Origin of the sequence: Neptunomonas concharum (assembly GCF_008630635.1) — a bacterium.
In the GTDB taxonomy this organism is placed as follows: Bacteria; Pseudomonadota; Gammaproteobacteria; order Pseudomonadales; family Balneatricaceae; genus Neptunomonas; species Neptunomonas concharum.
The window spans coordinates 445,743-463,387 of sequence record NZ_CP043869.1; the positions used below are offsets into that span (position 1 = coordinate 445,743).

At 46.3% G+C, this 17,645-nt stretch carries 16 protein-coding genes; 7 read left to right on the top strand and 9 right to left on the bottom strand.

Features of this window, described 5'->3' with window-relative positions; all coding sequences use genetic code 11:
- Positions 1-182: 182 nt before the first annotated feature.
- Positions 183-1,667, top strand: a complete 1,485-nt coding sequence (locus tag F0U83_RS02080) for a helicase HerA-like domain-containing protein (RefSeq protein WP_138986292.1) — start codon at positions 183-185, stop codon at positions 1,665-1,667.
- Between the two features lie 46 nt (positions 1,668-1,713).
- Here F0U83_RS02080 and F0U83_RS02085 read toward each other — a convergent pair whose 3' ends face one another.
- Both F0U83_RS02085 and F0U83_RS02090 read right to left on the bottom strand, forming a co-directional pair.
- A complete protein-coding gene (locus F0U83_RS02085) occupies positions 1,714-2,670 on the bottom strand; it encodes an MBL fold metallo-hydrolase (protein WP_138986293.1) in 957 nt (318 codons plus the stop codon).
- 73 nt (positions 2,671-2,743) lie between these two features.
- Complete coding sequence (locus F0U83_RS02090) at positions 2,744-3,841, bottom strand: tRNA-queuosine alpha-mannosyltransferase domain-containing protein (protein ID WP_138986294.1); 1,098 nt, start codon at positions 3,839-3,841, stop codon at positions 2,744-2,746.
- 212 nt (positions 3,842-4,053) lie between these two features.
- On the opposite strand from F0U83_RS02090, the gene F0U83_RS02095 reads away from it, so the two are divergent.
- Genes F0U83_RS02095 through F0U83_RS02110 form a run of 4 tightly spaced genes read left to right on the top strand, consistent with a single transcriptional unit; the run spans position 4,054 to position 8,002 of the window.
- The gene (locus F0U83_RS02095) at positions 4,054-5,157 is read left to right on the top strand and encodes a polyamine ABC transporter substrate-binding protein (protein WP_138986295.1); all 1,104 of its coding nucleotides are present in this window, start codon (positions 4,054-4,056) and stop codon (positions 5,155-5,157) included.
- 3 nt (positions 5,158-5,160) lie between these two features.
- The gene (locus F0U83_RS02100; protein WP_138986296.1) at positions 5,161-6,297 is read left to right on the top strand and encodes an ABC transporter ATP-binding protein; all 1,137 of its coding nucleotides are present in this window, start codon (positions 5,161-5,163) and stop codon (positions 6,295-6,297) included.
- Positions 6,294-7,196, top strand: coding sequence for an ABC transporter permease subunit (locus F0U83_RS02105; protein ID WP_138986684.1), 903 nt, complete (start codon positions 6,294-6,296; stop codon positions 7,194-7,196). Before F0U83_RS02100 ends, F0U83_RS02105 begins: the two co-directional genes overlap by 4 nt.
- Positions 7,196-8,002 carry an ABC transporter permease subunit gene (locus F0U83_RS02110; protein WP_138986297.1) on the top strand — a complete coding sequence of 269 codons (807 nt, stop codon included), beginning with the start codon at positions 7,196-7,198 and terminating at the stop codon, positions 8,000-8,002. The genes F0U83_RS02105 and F0U83_RS02110 overlap by 1 nt, the downstream gene beginning before the upstream one ends.
- On the opposite strand, the gene modC is transcribed toward F0U83_RS02110, so the two are convergent.
- From modC to modA, 3 genes are read right to left on the bottom strand one after another with little or no spacing between them, the layout of a single operon-like run.
- Positions 7,999-9,078 carry a molybdenum ABC transporter ATP-binding protein gene (modC, locus tag F0U83_RS02115; RefSeq protein WP_211343605.1) on the bottom strand — a complete coding sequence of 360 codons (1,080 nt, stop codon included), beginning with the start codon at positions 9,076-9,078 and terminating at the stop codon, positions 7,999-8,001. The two genes, F0U83_RS02110 and modC, sit on opposite strands and share 4 nt — an antisense overlap.
- Positions 9,075-9,743, bottom strand: coding sequence for a molybdate ABC transporter permease subunit (modB, locus tag F0U83_RS02120; protein ID WP_138986298.1), 669 nt, complete (start codon positions 9,741-9,743; stop codon positions 9,075-9,077). Before modB ends, modC begins: the two co-directional genes overlap by 4 nt.
- A 7-nt stretch (positions 9,744-9,750) precedes the next feature.
- Entirely contained in the window at positions 9,751-10,509 is a 759-nt protein-coding gene (gene modA / locus F0U83_RS02125; RefSeq protein ID WP_170221707.1) for a molybdate ABC transporter substrate-binding protein, read from the bottom strand.
- A 219-nt stretch (positions 10,510-10,728) separates the two neighbouring features.
- Here modA and F0U83_RS02130 point away from each other — a divergent pair, with 219 nt between their 5' ends.
- On the top strand, positions 10,729-11,034 hold the full coding sequence (locus tag F0U83_RS02130) for a hypothetical protein (RefSeq protein ID WP_138986300.1): 306 nt from the start codon (positions 10,729-10,731) through the stop codon (positions 11,032-11,034).
- Positions 11,035-11,099: 65 nt separating this feature from the next.
- Here F0U83_RS02130 and F0U83_RS02135 read toward each other — a convergent pair whose 3' ends face one another.
- Complete coding sequence (locus tag F0U83_RS02135) at positions 11,100-13,319, bottom strand: transporter substrate-binding domain-containing diguanylate cyclase (RefSeq protein WP_138986301.1); 2,220 nt, start codon at positions 13,317-13,319, stop codon at positions 11,100-11,102.
- A 411-nt stretch (positions 13,320-13,730) separates the two neighbouring features.
- Between F0U83_RS02135 and F0U83_RS02140 the strand changes: the two genes are divergently transcribed.
- Entirely contained in the window at positions 13,731-15,278 is a 1,548-nt protein-coding gene (locus F0U83_RS02140; protein ID WP_246077605.1) for an SLC13 family permease, read from the top strand.
- Positions 15,279-15,329: 51 nt separating this feature from the next.
- On the opposite strand, the gene F0U83_RS02145 is transcribed toward F0U83_RS02140, so the two are convergent.
- The 3 genes from F0U83_RS02145 to F0U83_RS02155 form a co-directional block, all read right to left on the bottom strand.
- The gene (locus tag F0U83_RS02145; RefSeq protein WP_138986302.1) at positions 15,330-15,914 is read right to left on the bottom strand and encodes a glutathione S-transferase family protein; all 585 of its coding nucleotides are present in this window, start codon (positions 15,912-15,914) and stop codon (positions 15,330-15,332) included.
- 105 nt (positions 15,915-16,019) lie between these two features.
- Positions 16,020-16,739 (bottom strand): DUF1223 domain-containing protein, encoded by a 720-nt coding sequence (locus F0U83_RS02150; protein ID WP_138986303.1) that lies wholly within the window; start codon positions 16,737-16,739, stop codon positions 16,020-16,022.
- 77 nt (positions 16,740-16,816) lie between these two features.
- Positions 16,817-17,545: a dienelactone hydrolase family protein gene (locus F0U83_RS02155; protein WP_138986304.1), complete on the bottom strand. Its 729-nt coding sequence runs from the start codon at positions 17,543-17,545 to the stop codon at positions 16,817-16,819.
- Positions 17,546-17,645: the final 100 nt, after the last annotated feature.

The window sequence follows — 17,645 nt, forward strand, 5'->3', positions numbered from 1 at the left end:
TTAGCGGTGCGACATTCTAAAGTGAAGCATTTAAACCTTAACTGAACGGAAACTGAGTGCAGGTGCATAAAGGGGGATTTAAAATTCAGCTGCGATAAACTACAGATCTGTTGTTATATAAGTGTTTTAATAAGGTTATTGAACTGCAAACTGACAAACTAAACGGGTAAGGTGGCTGAATCATGGAAACAGGTATTCTGATTGGTGGTTGTGAAACGGGTAAGGTATTTTTGGATCCGCGTTATGCCAATCGCCACGGATTGATTGCAGGGGCGACCGGAACAGGCAAAACGGTAACTCTGCAGTGTCTGGCAGAGGGCTTCTCTGATATGGGCGTACCCGTGTTTATGGCGGATGTTAAAGGCGACCTGTCAGGCCTGAGTCAAACAGGCAATCCGCACCCAAAAGTGGATGAGCGCGTCGAAAAGATTGGTATTGAGGGCTTTGAGCAACGTGGCTTTCCCGTTGCTTTTTGGGATGTGTTTGGTGAACAAGGAACGCCGGTTCGTTCTACCATTTCTGAAATGGGGCCGCAGTTATTGTCACGGCTATTGGATCTGAATGAAACCCAAGAAAGCATCCTGACTCTGGTTTTCGAATTTGCTGACGATGAAGGCTTGCTCCTGGTTGATCTTAATGACCTGAGAACGTCGCTGGAATTTATTGCCGATCAGGGTAAAGAGATCAGTTCTAGCCTTAATGTCTCCAAGGCATCGGTTAACGCCATTTTACGCCGTTTGCTGATGTTGGAGCGAGAAGGTGGGGATCTGTTTTTTGGGGAACCCGCCTTGCAGTTAGAAGACCTTATGCAAGTTAATCGTGATGGCCGAGGTGTGATTAATATCCTCGCCTCGGACAAGTTGATTCTAAGCCCACGTGTCTATTCAACATTTTTGCTCTGGTTATTATCTGAACTCTTTGAAAATCTACCGGAAGTGGGTGACCCTGAAAAACCGGAAATGGTTTTCTTCTTTGATGAGGCGCACCTGTTATTTAATAATGCCTCGAAAGCGCTGATCGAAAAAGTAGAGCAGGTCGTGCGTTTGATCCGCTCGAAAGGGGTAGGGGTTTACTTTATTACCCAAAGTCCGAGTGACCTTCCGGATAATGTGCTGGGCCAGTTGGGTAATCGTGTGCAGCATGCTTTACGTGCTTTTACACCTCGGGATCAAAAAGCGGTCAAGGTGGCTGCTCAGACTTTCCGGCCTAACCCCAATCTGGATACGTTTGATGCTATTACGAATATGGGGGTGGGTGAGGCGCTTGTCTCTGTTTTGCAAAAAGGCGGGGTACCTACTGTTGTAGAGCGCACGTTGGTTCGTCCACCTTCTTCACGGATGGGGCCTGCGACTGATGCAGAACGTAAAGCGGTAATTGATGGTAGCCGTATGCACCGCTTGTATGCCGATGCCGTTGATCCCCATTCTGCTCATGAGGTGCTGCTAGAGCGAACAGCGGCTAGGCTGAAAGCTGCAGAAGAAGCTGCAGAACATGAGGCGCAAGAGAAGGAACAACGCAAAGCCAGCCGTTCCAGTGGCCGTAGTAGTAATCGTCAATCGGTTACCGAGGCCTTAATGAAAAGCGTTGTCAGAAGTGTCGGCAGCAGCTTAGGCCGCAGTGTGGGAAAAAGCCTCTTACGCGGGATATTAGGGTCGTTATTAAAGTAACCCGTCAATGAGGGGCACAATCTGTGCCCCTACCATTGAATTGATATTATTCAAATTCCATCGCTTCAAACACGCGGCCCGCATTTTTGGCAGCGAGTTCGTCAAAAGTTTCTAGGTGAGTATAGGGGCTTTGATCAATGGAGTAAGCATCCTCTAATGTGCCGCCTTCCTCTAAAAGTTCAGCCACTTTACCTCGTAAATACTCAAGATAGCCGCGGGTCCATTGGTCGACAGTCGCAAAGTCTGTAGGGCCACCATGTCCCGGGATAATGATTTTATCCTGAGCGAAATCGCTAAAATGGTTGTGCCATGTATCGAGCCACTCAGCGGTATTTGTGTCAGGGAAAATGGGCAGTAGGCGTATGTGGAATGCGATATCTCCGGCTATGAGGACATTTCGTTCGGGGATATAGACCGAAATATCGCCAGGTGAGTGGGCTGGGCCAAAGTGGATTAATTCTGCGGTAAGGCCACCTAGGTCGAGTGTCATTTTATCATCGAAGGTTTGATCGATGGGGACAAGTGCACTGCCTTCAGCGCGCTCTTTTAGGATACCTTGTAAGTTTTTTAGTCCGGTGGCACCGTGGCTTTCAACCTCTTCTGCAGCTTCGCTATGAGCGATAAGGGTAGCGCCTTGTTCTTTCCAGTAATTGTTACCTACCACGGCATGGGATTGACCGTTCTCATCCACGACATAACGGACAGGTTTGTTTGTGAGTTTTTTGATCTCATCATGGAGTGCTTTTGCGAGCAGATAAGATGAGCTGCCATTGACGACAAGGACGGCTTCATCGCCGATGACAAAGGATAGATTGTTGTTGTGTCCGGCGTTTTCGTAGGAATAGTACTGGGTTTGTCCTATAGCTGACCACACGTTATCCGCCACCTGAATGGGTTTGTCATAGAGTAACGACTCTGGATAACGGTCGGGGATAATGTCGGCACAAGTAATAGTGGCATAGGAGAGCAGCAGTGCTGCGCCCAGTGAACGAGCAAAAACCATGGTGGCGATCCTTCTTTTGTTTTTATATTAGAACCCACTAATGGTTAATCGAATGGATCTAAAAGGCAAGCAGTTATTTTTTATGCTTTAGGTAAACGGCTTCGATTAGTGCCTGGTATTTTGATGTCATATGTTGCCAACTCAGTGAGTTAACATCTGGCGCAGCAGGTAGAGTGTTTTCCTGTTTGAGTGCGGCGAGCTGTGTCAGTTGGCTTACCAAAAGCGCGGTCTCCTGTTCCCCTGAAGGGTAGCGAAAACGCTGATCGAACAGTTCTTGGTAGGCCAGCCTATCTGGAACAACGGGTATTGCTCCGGCTGCAACACCTTCGAGTACGGCAATGCCCTGAAAATCGTGATGTGCTGTTGATAACACGACATCCGCTTGCCGTAGCAGTTTTCGGTAGGCTTGTGCGCTTGGGATGTATCCCCACTCACCCAGCATGTTTGGGTACTTTTCATGGATTGTTGCAAAGGCGCTGGGTTGTTGCCTGAATTGTTGCCCTACGATATGGAACTTCACCGAAGCGCCTGATTGAGAGAGCGCCTCAATGGCCGCGAGTAGTTGGTCGGGGCCTTTGTCATATTCCCAGCGATGGTTCCATACGATGTGTAACGGGCCTGCAACGGCTTGATGTGTTTGGAAACAATGCTGCGGTAACGGTACGGCAAGTACGTGGCTTTTCTCTTCTAGGGTTTGCGGTATGCCTGAAGGGATATGATCCGGTAGCTTTTTTAATAGTGTGCTGGCACCGTTTAAGAATGTTTGGCGGTTAAAATCCGTATTAAACACGATCTGATCGGCGGCCAGTGCGGAGTAGAGGTTGAGGATTTTGGGCTCTACGCTAGCATAGGCTTGCTTTGATGTCGGATAAGCAAACTGATTCTCATGGAAATACAGCAGCGTGGGTATATTAGCGAGTTCTGGCACGAAGCCTTTTAACGTTGCCAGGTCCGTCATTGAGGTGGCAATAATAAGATCATAAGGCTGACGCAGCGTTTCTGCGGTTTCGCCGAATGCCCAGCTTAAGGCGTTGCCACGCACACGCCATGAAAAATAACGGGCAGGCAGGGTTAAAACCGTCCAATCGTAATGCGTTAAATTGTCCAGAAGCCCTTGCCGCCAGTAGGCATGACTATCAGCGTCGTAGGCCGATAACAGGAGTATTTTCACGGTATTAGGGTGACTCTTTTTCGATGCAGTGGGAGGTATTGTGCCTTGTGTTAGCGGAAAATTAAAAAAATCTCTTCTTTGGTTAGAAAATCATAGCTTTTTCATGGTGAAATGTTCATATTCTGCCCTTTGAACCGAGGCGGTTATAAACGCCTTACTCAATCCAAAACCTCCTCACTGGAGCATAATTTTCTTTAAGGAGTTGATCCTCAATGAACAACTGGAAGGCGAGTGTTAACGCACTAGTTGCGACCTCTTTAGTGACTCTATCCGTATCTGCTTTTGCGAAGGAATCGCTCCATGTTTATAACTGGTCCGACTATATAGCCGAAGACACCATTGAGCGCTTTCAGAAAGCTACAGGGATCAATGTTGTTTATGATGTTTATGACTCCAATGAAGTGCTGGAGGCTAAATTATTAGCCGGAAAAAGCGGCTATGATTTGATCTTTCCTACTGCTCGCCCTTTTGCAGATCGCCATATTAAGGCCAATCTGTATCAACCATTAGATAAAACCGCTTTGCCACTATTAGGTAATGTGGATGCCACTATCGTATCTTCTTTGGACGATATTGACCCGGGTAATCAGTATCTTGTGCCTTATATGTGGGGCACAACCGGTATTGGTATTAATGTCACTAAAGTGAGAGAAGTGCTCGGTGCTGATGCAAAATTAGATACGTGGGGAATGGTCTTTGATCCTGCTAACGCCGAAAAACTGAGCCGTTGTGGTATCAGCTTGATGGATGATCCTTCAGAGGTATTAAAAGCAGCTCAGGCTTACGCTGGCTTAGATGTTAAAGACAACAGTAAAGATGGGCTAAACAAAGCGGCTGACGTGGTTAACGGGGTACGCCAGCATATTCGCTATTTCCATAGCTCTCAGTACATTAACGATCTGGCCAACGGTGACCTGTGTGTGGCTCATGGTTACAGTGGCGATGTTTTACAGGCGCGTGATCGAGCCGCAGAAGCTAACAATGGTGTAGAAATTGCCTACCTTGTTCCTCAAGAAGGTGCGGTCGTATGGACAGACGTGATGGCGATTCCTGCCGATGCGCCTAACCCAAAGGCAGCCCATGCATTTATCAACTTTCTGCTTCAGCCAGAGGTGATTGCGCCTATTTCTAATTATGTGGCATACGCTAATGCTAATGCTGCGGCAACACAGCTGGTGGATGAAGAGATTCGTAATGACCCGGGTATCTACCCATCAGAAGAGACGCGAAAAGGATTTGTCACCATTAACACGCCATCCGCTAAAGAGACTCGTATGATGTCGCGCATATGGACCCGCGTGAAGACAGGTCAATAACGGATGGCACAGCTTCGTTCATCCACCCCTTTAGAGTCTTGGCAGGCTCCAGAGGGGGAGCCTGTTATTCGTGTTGAGAGCGTGACTAAAAAATTTGGTGATGTTTACGCTGTCGATGATATCAGCCTGAGTATTCACCAAGGGGAGTTCTTCTCGTTATTAGGCTCTTCAGGGTGCGGTAAAACAACCTTGCTTCGTATGTTGGCAGGCTTTGAAACACCTTCTGCTGGACGTATCTTTATTGATGGTGTGGATATGACTCACACCCCGCCTTATGAACGTCCAATCAATATGATGTTTCAGTCCTATGCGCTCTTCCCGCATATGACGGTCGAAGACAACATCGCCTTTGGTTTAAAGCAAGAAGGCATGCCATCGTCTGAGCGTAAGCAACGTATTCAGGAGATGATGGCCTTAGTGCAAATCGATGCACTAGCTAAGCGTAAACCTCACCAATTATCGGGAGGGCAGCGTCAGCGTGTTGCGTTGGCACGAGCGCTGGCTAAGCAGCCAAAAATCTTACTGTTGGATGAGCCATTAGGCGCGCTTGATAAAAAGCTACGGGAAAAAACCCAGTTTGAGCTGGTCAATATTCAGGAGCGTTTGGGGATGACGTTCGTGATCGTCACTCACGATCAAGAAGAAGCGATGACCATGTCGTCTCGTATAGCGCTAATGCATGATGGCCGAATCGAACAGATCGATCCGCCACGGCGCATGTATGAATACCCCTCCACCCGTTATGCTGCTTCTTTTATTGGGACGGTGAACCTGTTTAGCGGCTATGTGGTTAGTCAGGAAGATGATCATGTTTTAATCCAAAGTGAAGAGGCCGGTGGTCTACTGCAAGTGAAACATAGCCAGCCCTTGGTCGCCGGTATGGAAGTCACCGTTGCTGTTCGCCCTGAGAAGTGTCGTTTGATGGCAGAGCTGACCGGTGCTCCGAATCAGATTAAAGGGGTTATCAAAGAGATTGCCTATTTAGGTGATGTCTCTATCTACCATGTAGATCTACCCTCAGGTAAGCGTGTGCAATTCACTCAATCGAATATTCAGGCGTTGGCCGAGCAACCCCTAACGTGGGAGCAAGAGGTGTGTCTGGCGTGGCAATCGAACAGCTGTGGGGTGCTGGAAGAATGACGCCGAGTACGCCTAAGTGGTTACGAGGGCGCACATTGATTATTGGTGTGCCTTGGTTGTGGCTTGGATTATTTTTTTTGCTACCGTTTCTGTTTATCCTGAAGATCAGTTTATCAGAGGCGGCATTGGCGCAGCCTCCTTACCTTGATCTGATCCGCGAAGTGAGTGATGGCTTGATGACTATCAAGCTGAACTTTGGTAACTATCTGTTTTTGCTGGAAGATCCGCTCTATCTGCAAGCGTTGTGGGGCTCGGTCAAGGTAGCTACGATCTCAACTTTGCTGTGTTTGTTATTAGGCTATCCGATGGCTTACGCTATAGCTAAGTCCCCCAATCATTGGCGGCTCCCGTTGTTGATGCTGGTTATCCTTCCGTTTTGGACCTCTTTTCTGATTCGTGTCTATGCATGGATTGGGATTCTAAAGAACAACGGCTTGCTGAATCAGTGGTTGATGAGCATAGGGCTTATTGATACGCCTTTGGAGATTATGCATACACCGATCGCGGTTTATATCGGTGTGGTATATAGCTATCTACCCTTTATGGTTTTACCGCTGTATGCCACCTTGATCCGTTTAGATGACACACTGCTGGAGGCTGCTTCTGATCTGGGTTGTAAACCGTGGAAGCAGTTCATGAAGATTACATGGCCACTCTCTATGCCGGGTGTGTTAGCTGGCGCGATGCTCGTGTTTATCCCGGTAATGGGTGAGTTTGTCATCCCTGATCTGCTGGGCGGGCCTGAAACTTTGATGATCGGTAAACTGATGTGGACCGAGTTTTTCAGTAATAAGGATTGGCCGTTGGCCTCTGCGTTGGCGGCGGTTCTGCTGTGTGTATTGATTATTCCTTTTGTGTTACTAAGGCATTATGAGCGACGCACTGAGGAGGTGCTCTGATGTGGCGTAAGATGCCGCTGCTGATGACAGCGCTCATGTTTGGCTACGCTTTTCTTTATGGGCCAATTGCCAGTTTGATTGTCTATTCTTTTAATGAAAACCGTTTGGTAACCGTGTGGTCGGGTTTTAGCACGAAGTGGTACGCTGAGTTGCTGCAAAACGATCAAATATTGGGTGCGGCCTGGTTGAGTGTCAAAATTGCCTCGGTGAATGCCTCCTTAGCTGTAATCCTTGGGACACTCGCCGCATTAGCTTTGGTGCGTTATAAGCGTTTTAAAGGGCGGCAAGTCATGGAAACCATGGTGACAGCTCCCTTGGTCATGCCTGAGGTTATTATTGGTTTGTCGTTGTTGTTGCTGTTTGTTGCAATGGAGCGGGTGTTAGGGTGGCCTGAGGGTCGAGGTCAGTTGACCATTACGATTGCTCATGTGACCTTCTCGATGGCCTATGTGGCTGTTGTGGTACAAAGCCGTTTAGCGCATATGGATCAATCATTAGAAGAGGCTGCATTAGATCTGGGCGCTAAGCCACGAAAAGTATTTTTTGCGATTACATTGCCTTTAATTACGCCAGCGTTAGTGGCTGGGTGGTTACTTGCTTTTACCTTATCTATGGATGATTTAGTGGTTGCAAGCTTTGTTTCGGGGCCAGGTGCCACAACACTGCCTATGGTTGTTTATTCCAGCGTGAGGTTGGGGGTTAGTCCGCAGATTAATGCATTGGCGACTATTATTGTAGTGACGGTTAGTATTGCGGTTGCTGTGGCAGGTGTTCTGATGTATCGCAAAGAGAAACGTGGGCTTTAATACTTTACGAGCGAAACCCCTTTGATCTGGGCATACAGCTGATCACCTACGTTCAGTGACATCTGGTCGGTAGACCAGCGTGTCACACGAGCGAGTAAGCGAGTGTGTTCTCCGAGTGTTAGAATCAGATTGCATTGGGCTTTATCGGTTATATCTATCTTCTCGATGGTGACCGGCAGCGTGTTTATGATGGTAGAGTCATTGTTTGCTGAGCGGGTTAAGCTGATGTGGTTGGCGCCTATACGAATTCTTTTACGTTCCCCTATTGCTCCTTGTTTGCCCGGTACTTTGAGCACACCACCATCCACAGATAAATAGGTTAAGTCATAGTCGCTATCGTATTGAGTTACAGTGGCGTCGATCAGCGAACCTGCTTTGCTGAAGAGGACAAGAGGTGATGCCAAGTCCAACATAATCTCCTGAATATTGCCTTGTGCAGTCACCTGCCCCCTGTCCATTAATACAATATGATCAGCAAGACTTTCTACTTCAGATAAGGCGTGGGTGACATAAATCACAGGGATAGACAACCGGGTATGCAGCTGTTCAAAGTAAGGCAGGATTTCCGCCTTACTTTTAAAGTCCAGTGCCGAGAGTGGTTCATCCATGAGTAAAATATCAGGGGCTGATAATAAAGCGCGGCCAATGGCAACTCGCTGTTTTTCACCACCGGAGAGGGTGTCTGGCATTCTATCGATAAGGTGTTGGATGCCTAGCAGGTGAGTAACTTCTTCAAATGTTAAAGCGTCGTTGCCGCTGGTATTTGAGTCGTGAGCAAATAGCAAATTGCTCTTAACGCTCAGATGTTCAAACAAACTTGCTTCCTGAAAAACATAACCGACTTTGCGCTGGTGAGGCGGGACGAAATGGGCGCTATTCTGCCAGCTATGTCCGTTGATCTCGATATGAGCCTGTGTGGCTTTATGAAGCCCTGCGATGCAGCGTAAAAGGCTGGTTTTCCCGCATCCTGATGGGCCAAATAAAGCAGTAATGCCACGCCCTGGAATCTTAATGTCAACCGACAAGGGAAAGTGCTCAAGCGGCGTATTGATTCGGATGTTAAGCATAGGGCTCATCGTTGTAGCCCCCGGCGGCTTTTACGCTCTAATAAGGTCAGCAACAGAATAATTATGAATGAGAAAGCGACCATCCCCGCAGCAATGAGGTGGGCTTTATCCCACTCAAGAGATTCCACATAATCATATATCGCAATGGAGAGCACTTTGGTCTCCCCTGGGATATTACCGCCAATCATCAAAACAACGCCAAATTCGCCTAACGTATGTACAAACGACATGACAATACCGGTTAACAGGCCGCCGCGCGACATGGGTAACACGACGCGAATGAATGTATTGAGAGGGGATGAGCGCAGTGTTGCTGCAACTTCTAGCGGCCGTACCCCAATAGATTCGAACGTATTTCTTAAGGGTTGAACCATAAAGGGTAATGAAAATACAACCGAGCCGATGACCAAACCTGTAAAGGTGAAGGTAAGAGGCGATCCAAGCAGGGTCGTTGATAGTTGGCCTAAAGGGCTGTCTGGCCCGAGGGATATTAACAGGTAAAAGCCTAAGACAGTGGGGGGTAAAACTAAAGGCATTGATACCAGTGCGGAGATCATATCTTTAAAGAGGCTTTTAGAGCGAGCAAGCCACCAGGCGAGCGGTATACCAATCACTAATAGGACACAGGTTGTCAGTGTTGCGAGTTTTAAAGAGAGAAGAATGGCATCCGTCATGGTTGTCTCAAAAGGTTAAATAGCCACTTTGGCGAATAATCTGTTGGGCGGTATGGCTACTCAGAAAATCATAAAATGCGTTAGCGGTTAAGTTATCCTGTGCAGCTTTGAGTATGACGGCACCTTGATGCAAGGGTGTATGAATCTCATGAGGTACTTGCCAGTAATAACCTTGAGGTAGTTTCTTGATCTGAGATAGCGCCACAAAAGCGGCATCGACATTTCCACTGGCTGCAAACTGGTAGGTTTGGGCAATATTATCTCCCTGAACAATGACACCATCATAGGCGGGTTCTCGTGAAGCGAGTACTTCAATAGCTGCAGCGCCGTAAGGTGCGGTTTTGGGGTTGGCAATAGCCAAACGTGTTACGTGATTTTTGTCGAGTGCTTCCAAGCCTTGTTCAATTCCGGGGTAATGTTTACTCCAGAGCGCCAGTTGGCCTGTGGCATAAATTTTCAAATCATCTAGGGCTATCCCTTCTTCTATCAAACGTTTAGGGCGATCTGTATCTGCACTTAAAAAAAGATGAAAAGGCGCACCATGTTTTATTTGAATAAACAGTTTGCCACTAGAACCTGAACTAATAAGAATATTGTGGCTGTTGGATTGACTGAATGCTTGAACCAGTTGTTGTGCGGTTGATAAAAAGTTAGCTGCGACGGCAATATTGACGGTTTCTCCACGTATAGGAGCTGAGAGGCTCAGCAAAAGCGACAAGAGAAGGCTTACCCTGAACCGGCCAAAGGTGTACGGTTTTCTATTCATAGCAAACATCTTAAGTAGGTATGCCTCTTCACACTATTGTACAGACAGAGTATATCGAAAGAGGTATTGTGGAAAGTGGTCATTATTTCGTCATAAAGGTGTGGGATAGTTTTATTTCAACTTTTTGTGCACTGCACAAAAAAAGAAGTTGACAATCGTTGGGATAAAGATAGAATACATCGTATTGTGCAGTGCAACATAAATTATTGGGGAAGCATCATGACAAACAATATCGATCTACAGAAACCGCTAGAAGCTGTTAAAACACTTATGACTCTTCAGGCTGCTACAGTAAGCAAGTCTGTAGAATTACAGAAACAGTCTGGTGAAGAGCTGGCTTCTTTCTTCAAGTCTGAAGTAGAAAAAGCGAAAGAACTGAAAACACCTGAAGATGTAGTTAAGTTCAATGTTGAAGCGAACAAAAACTTGTTCGAAATTCTGAAGGCACAGGGCGAAGCTTTTACAGCATTAGCTACTGAAGCTAGCCAGAATGCAATGAACGAAATTCAGAAAATGGCTAAATAAGCATTTTTGGATATTAAAAAAACCCGGCTTGCCGGGTTTTTTTGTGGCTACTTCTTCACATCAGTTCACTTTGGTATGGATATTGGCGGAGGGTCAGAACAAACCACTGTGTTCCTGCCCTGATTTTTAGCAATGTAAAGTGCGTCGTCTACGCGTTTGAGCAAGTCGTGATAGTCTTCGCCTTGGCTGTACTCTGCAACGCCTGCGCTTAGGGTGACTTTTGCATCGGCTTGCCAATACTGTTTGTGAATATTAAGCCTGATTTTATTTGCCAGTTTCAATGCACCATTAATTTCCGTTCTTGGGCACAGCAGTAGGAACTCCTCGCCGCCCCACCGTCCTAATATATCTATCTCTCGGCAGAGGCTATTCATAATCAGACTGACTTCCTGAAGTACTTCGTCGCCTTTTTGGTGCCCAAATTGGTCATTGATCTGTTTAAAAAGATCGATATCAAAGAGAACGATTGAAAAGGGGTCTTGATAACGCTTAGCAGCTGCGATCTCTTTTCGCATCTCTTGGACCAATAAGTAACGGTTCGGTAAATTGGTTAACTGATCAGTTGTGGCTTGTTGCGCTAGTTGCTCATTGAGTATTCGAAGCTTGTTGTTATAGCTGGAAATAACTCGGTAACGATAGATCAACAAAAAACCTAGTGCAGCAATAACTGCCATGACACTCACGAAAGGGCGGTAATCGAATGCACTCTCATATTGAATACCTACCCAGCGGTTATAGATTTGCTGACGCTCAGTCTCATCTATTGAGTGAATCGCCTTGTTAAGAATCGACACCCACTCAGGCCAATCTTTGCGTACTCCTATTGCTAAGGAGTAGCTATCAGGGAGTGTGCTGGAAACTTTTATATTGAGGTATTTATCGACGTTGACTTGATGTGCAATCACTTCTAAAGAGCCGATAAAACCAAAAACTTTCTCTTCGCTCAGTAGTTTTAGCCCTTCCTGATCAGATGTCACTTCTAAAAGATTAATGTCTGGATATCGGCTTCTTAAAAAGGGGATAGCAGCGGTATCCTTTACTACCGCATGTAAATTCTGAGCCACGCTGTTGATGTCGGATAGAAAAAATTGATCAAGTCGTGTTGCTAGCACAAGAGGCGACGAAAAGAGTGGTTGGGTAAAGTTAAGATATTGCGATCTTTCTTTAGTTGGAGTAATTGTTGTGACTAAGTCGCATTTTTGCTGCCGGTAGAGCTGAGTTGTTTCGCTCCAGCTATCTGTTTTTACTAAAGTAAAGGTGATTCCCAAGCGCTGGCTAATGAGTTTCATTAGGTCTGCAGATACACCAATATGGTTGCCAGAAGAGGAGAATCCATCAAAGGGCAGCCAATTCGGGTCGATACAGAGTCTGAGGTTAGGCGTTTTATTTGTGATGCGCTTCTCTTCTTCGGATAGATAAAGCAACCCGCCACTCTCTAAATTACTCGTTGGCCTGACCTGTGGGCTAAACCATTTAGTTTGGATACGAACTTTCTCATGATCAGGGATGGCGGCTAGTCCTTTATTCAGGATTGAAACGGCTTCTGGCCAATCGTTTCGTGTAGCGAATACTAGGTCGAGTTGATCATCTAAGTGAAATGCTATTTGTAGGTAGGGCATACCTAGTTTATTAGCTAGGTAGAGTGTTGCGCCATTACCAAAAGCGATGTCCGCCCGTTGAGCCGACAGTGCACTGAAAACGTCTTCAACTGTATCGACTAATAAGATTTTAGACTTTGGGAATTGATTCGCTAACTCTATATCGGCTAGATTGCCTTTTTGGATGACGATAGTTTTATCATCTATATCCTGAATAGCATGTATTTCTTTGGGGTTTCCTGTTGCAACGAATACTGCTTTTTTTAGTGTGAGGTAGATATCTGAAAAATTGAGATAGCTTCTGCGCTTTTCAATAGGGGCCCCGGTACTAAGCCCGTCAATCTTCCGCTCTTGGGCAAGACGCTGCATTTCTGGCCAGCTACCGGTAACCAGAGAAAAGTTTGCCCCTGTGACTTGGTTTATGGCGTCTAAAATTTCAGCGTCGTACCCAGAAACGCTGCCATCTTGACCGACAATAACATAGGGCTCCCAAGATAAGTCTGTGCCCAGTTTGATCTCGGGGTGTTGCTGAATAAACGTCTGTTCTTCTGGTGTAAGGTCAACGCCTGCATAGAGTGGGGAGGTGACAAAAAACAATAGTGAGGAAAAGCTCAGGATGAGTTGGCTAATTAAAGTGTATTGTTTGGTTCCAGCCACCTTTCCTCCAATATCATCCTTGCTAGTCACAATAAAAATCCGCTTGTTAGGGTTTAAGTTATTTAAGAATGTTTGTTCATAAAATTGATTTGTATCTAATTAAAGACGCTAATCCTATGTTTCGCTACTCGATTTTTGCTTTTTTGTCTATTCGTATTCTATTTTTACAGTGACACCCGCATAGGAGGGCTAAATGTGGGGCTTTTGACACATTTACCTAAAAATAGTGGCGAACTTCCCCCAGTGTATGTGGCCAGCTGAGTTATGGAGTTACGATGGTTCTGAACCAGATAGGCTGTTTTACCTACATTTAATGACTAAGTTAGGGCTTTTCTTGGATGTGTTTTTATTGGCTCGCTTTTTGCTCTTATGCTTGATGGTTGGAATCGAACTGATACCGCATGTTTTAAGTCATCTCATTGAAACGAGGATAGATCAGCTGTGGCAACGAATAAGCAAGACATTCACGCACATAATGAGGATTATCTAGCGCCGGGTGATCGTCGTAATCCTGAATATAAAGGCCGGCCTGAGCCATCTCCAGTGCCAGTAAGCAATGGACGTTTAGCGGGCCTGCTTGGTGGTCCTATAGTTGCTTTATTACTGATATTAATGCCGGCGCCGGGGGATATGCCCCTTGAAGCTTGGCGTTTAGTAGCAATGGCTAGCTGGATGGTGATCTGGTGGTTAACCGAAGCTGTGCCGATTCCCGCTACCGCGCTGTTACCTATTGTTTTGATGCCACTTTTGGAAATAGATAAAATTAAGCCGGTTGCTGCGAATTACGCTCACCCGCTGATCTTTTTATTTCTGGGTGGTTTTTTGTTGGCAGCTGCCATGCAACGAGTAGGCTTGCATCGTCGGATTGCGCTTCAAATCGTTAGCCGAATAGGTACGTCTCCGTCTCGTATTATCCTAGGATTTATGTTGGCAACGGCCTTTTTATCCATGTGGATATCTAATACCGCTACAACCATCATGATGTTTGCTGTTGGCCTTTCGGTGATTGATTTTATTTCACGTCAGACGGATGATGATCGTGTAGTGCGTAATTTTGGGGTAGCGCTTATGCTATCTATTGCTTATAGCGCATCGATTGGGGGTGTGGGCACTTTGATTGGTACTCCACCTAACGCGTTACTAGCGAGCTTCCTACAAAGCAACTATAACATTGAGATCAGTTTTTTTGATTGGATGTTGCTAGGTATTCCAGTCGTGGTTGTAATGTTGCCTATTACGTGGCTGATTCTGACACGTATCCTGTTTCCTTCTCACCAAATAGCTATTAATGATCCTTCTGCTGTGGTCAAGCGTGAGTTAAGTGCGTTAGGTGTTATGTCACGGGGAGAAAAGCTGGTAGCTATCGTGTTCTTTACTGCCGCTGCTAGCTGGATTTTCCGTAAGTTGTTGGTTGATCTGACGGGTTTACCTCTAAATGATACGATAATAGCCTTATTGGCTGCACTGGTGTTGTTTGCTGTACCTATTTCCCGTCAGAAGGGTGAATTTGCCTTGGACTGGGAAGCGGCTCGTCATGTTCCATGGGGCGTGTTGTTACTGTTTGGAGGTGGCCTTGCGTTAGCGGGTGGTTTTAAGGGCACAGGCTTGGCGGAGTGGATAGGTAATGGTGTTTCGGGTATCGACATTAGCACGCTTGCCTTGGTGCTGGTGGTAACGATTGCCATTGTTTACTTGACAGAAATCACCTCTAATACCGCGTCGACGGCTACTTTCTTACCAATTCTTGCGGCAGTAGCGGTGGGGCTTGGACTCAACCCGATCATTCTTTGTGTGCCAGTTGCATTAGCGGCTTCAATGGCATTTATGATGCCGGTGGCAACCCCGCCGAATGCTATCGTTTTCTCCTACGAGAGAATGGAGCTACGGGATATGGTGCGTGCAGGCTTTTTGCTGAATTTAGTTGCAATTGTGGTCTCATTTGGCCTGTTTACTTTGCTGGCAAGCTGGGTATTTGGGGTGGAGTTTTAATCGACGGCTATCAGCAAGCCCTCTCCGCGAGTGGGCTTGCTGTTTTGTACTCTATGCGTCAACTAAGCGAGGATCACTGTCACTTACACCGGGGCTTGTCAGATGTTGTTGGTGGAAGGTGTTTAAAGCTGTATATCGACTTAAATCTTCTAGCTCCCGGAAACTGATCCAGTCCAGTAAACAGAACAGGCACATTGCAGGGTAATTCCAGTCGGCCAATTCGCCGCTAGCGACGGACTTTTCGAGTAATTGAAGGGTGCGCTCAATACGCTCTTTTTGCAAGTTGGCGATTAGCATGTCGGCATCGGTATCGATACCTGAACGCTTAGACAGCAGAAGAATGACATAGGAGTCGTTGGCGGCATCAATCAGCGATAGTAAGTTCTCTTGGTGCCAACTCATGGGTGTTTCAGGGAAGTGCGTACTAACTAAGTAGCGGTGGATAGCTCTTGAATCATAAATCGTCTGCTCGCCATCCATCAGGACTGGAATCTTCATGGCTGGGGTATAACGCGCTAGTGCTTCTCTTCCCTCTGGGGAGTAGATATTCAAATTTATGAATTCGAATGACTTTCCCTCAAGAAAAAGGCGCAGGCGGCGGACATAAGGGGACATGGATGAACCTACAAGCTTCATTTAAACCTCCAATCATGAATATTCATTCAAAAAGTACAGTCACCTTATAGCGAAGCGTATTGAAACGGAATAGTTTTTCTAGGGATAAGAGTGTTCCCGTAATGGTTACTCTATCCATCCTGCAACGGCCTGTACGGGCTCTGCAGAATTTGGATAAGTTAGCCAAATCGCGATCGCCTCTCGTTCAGTCTTTCGTTCAGGTAATGAGAATGCCCAGTTATTACTAGATAGAGCTTGATTAAAATACGTGACAACAAACTGATTTTGCAGGATTTTATCTTGGTTCTCTCCTGCAGTAATCTCTGACGTTAGATCAAAACTTAATATCGCAACGTGTGCCGCCAGTTGCTCCTCTTGGGGAAAGTGAATGCTGACATGGCGATCTTCAGAGAGGTTAGCTGTTAAAGTATTTGCCTCTTTTGCAGCGACTTTAGGTAATGCTTTTCCGATGAAAAAGCCTCGCCACTCTTTTCCATCAACCACCCAGCCAGGTGTATAGACATTGCTAATGGCACCCGTCTTCTTGAGATGGTATTGGCGCTGGCTATTTAAAGCAGTGGCAAATGGATCTTTCCAGCCCAGATAGTCCCAGTAATCGACATGAAAAGCGACAGGAATCCGCTGTTTCCATAGCCCGGGGTCCTCAAGTAATTGGTTGAGCTTTTTGTCAGCTGGTGGGCAGCTGGAGCAGCCCTGAGAAGTATAAAGCTCCACTAATTGCGGAACATTGCCAGACTGAGTAAATATTTGCTCGGCTGCAGCATGGGTTACGCTTAACGGTAATAGCAGTAGGCAGGCAAGTTGAGTAAAGCGTTGGTGCAACATGATCTGATCTCTTTGTTATCTAGAGGCTCAGACCTTGATTGCACCGCAGAGTTCAGCTTTAGTGCCTACGTAGAGGGTTAGCGTGTTATATCATTTAGAAACATACTCAAACGCTGCCAAGATTTTTTATCAGCGTCTTCTCTATAACGTTCGCTGCCAAACACGGTAAAAGCGTGAGGTGCACCACTGTACGTAATCATCTCATGGGGCATACCCGCTGACTCCAGCTCACTTGCTAAATCGGCAAATTGATCCATAGTGATCGCTGTATCAGCGGTGCCATGTAACACCAATAGTTTGCCTTTAGCTTGGCTGTAATCCTGCCCTTGAGGTGTTTTTAAGCCGCCATGGAAAGTTACAAAACCTTTAAGGTCGGCTCCCGAACGTGCCATTTCTAATACGCCAGCACCACCAAAACAGTAACCCATTGCAACGGCATTGTTTCGATTTCCGCCAAGCGCCACGGCTTTATTAAGTGCACCATCCATAAGAGAGCGTAATTTAATACGATCGTTATAGAGTTCACCGGTATGTTGCTTTTTGTCTTCCATCTTGGTGGGGCGAATACCTGCACCAAACAGGTCTGCAGCGAAAACACTGTAGCCCATATCCGCCAGCATATGAGCACGTTTAATCTCATAATCAGTGAGGCCATCCCAGTCATGGAGCAACAAAACCAAAGGTGTATTATCGCCTGCGCTAACGTAGTAGCCTTCATAGGCTTGACCATTAATTTGGTAGGTCACATTAGCGGCCATTAGCGAGGCGGGGAGTAACGAGAGTAAGAAAAGCAAAGCAGTTTTCATCACCAGGCTCCTATTATTATTTGATCTGGTTTATGTTGATGAAGCGTACCATAAAGATGCACAGCCAAAACTCATCTTAATGAGTCTGAATCGTAATCTT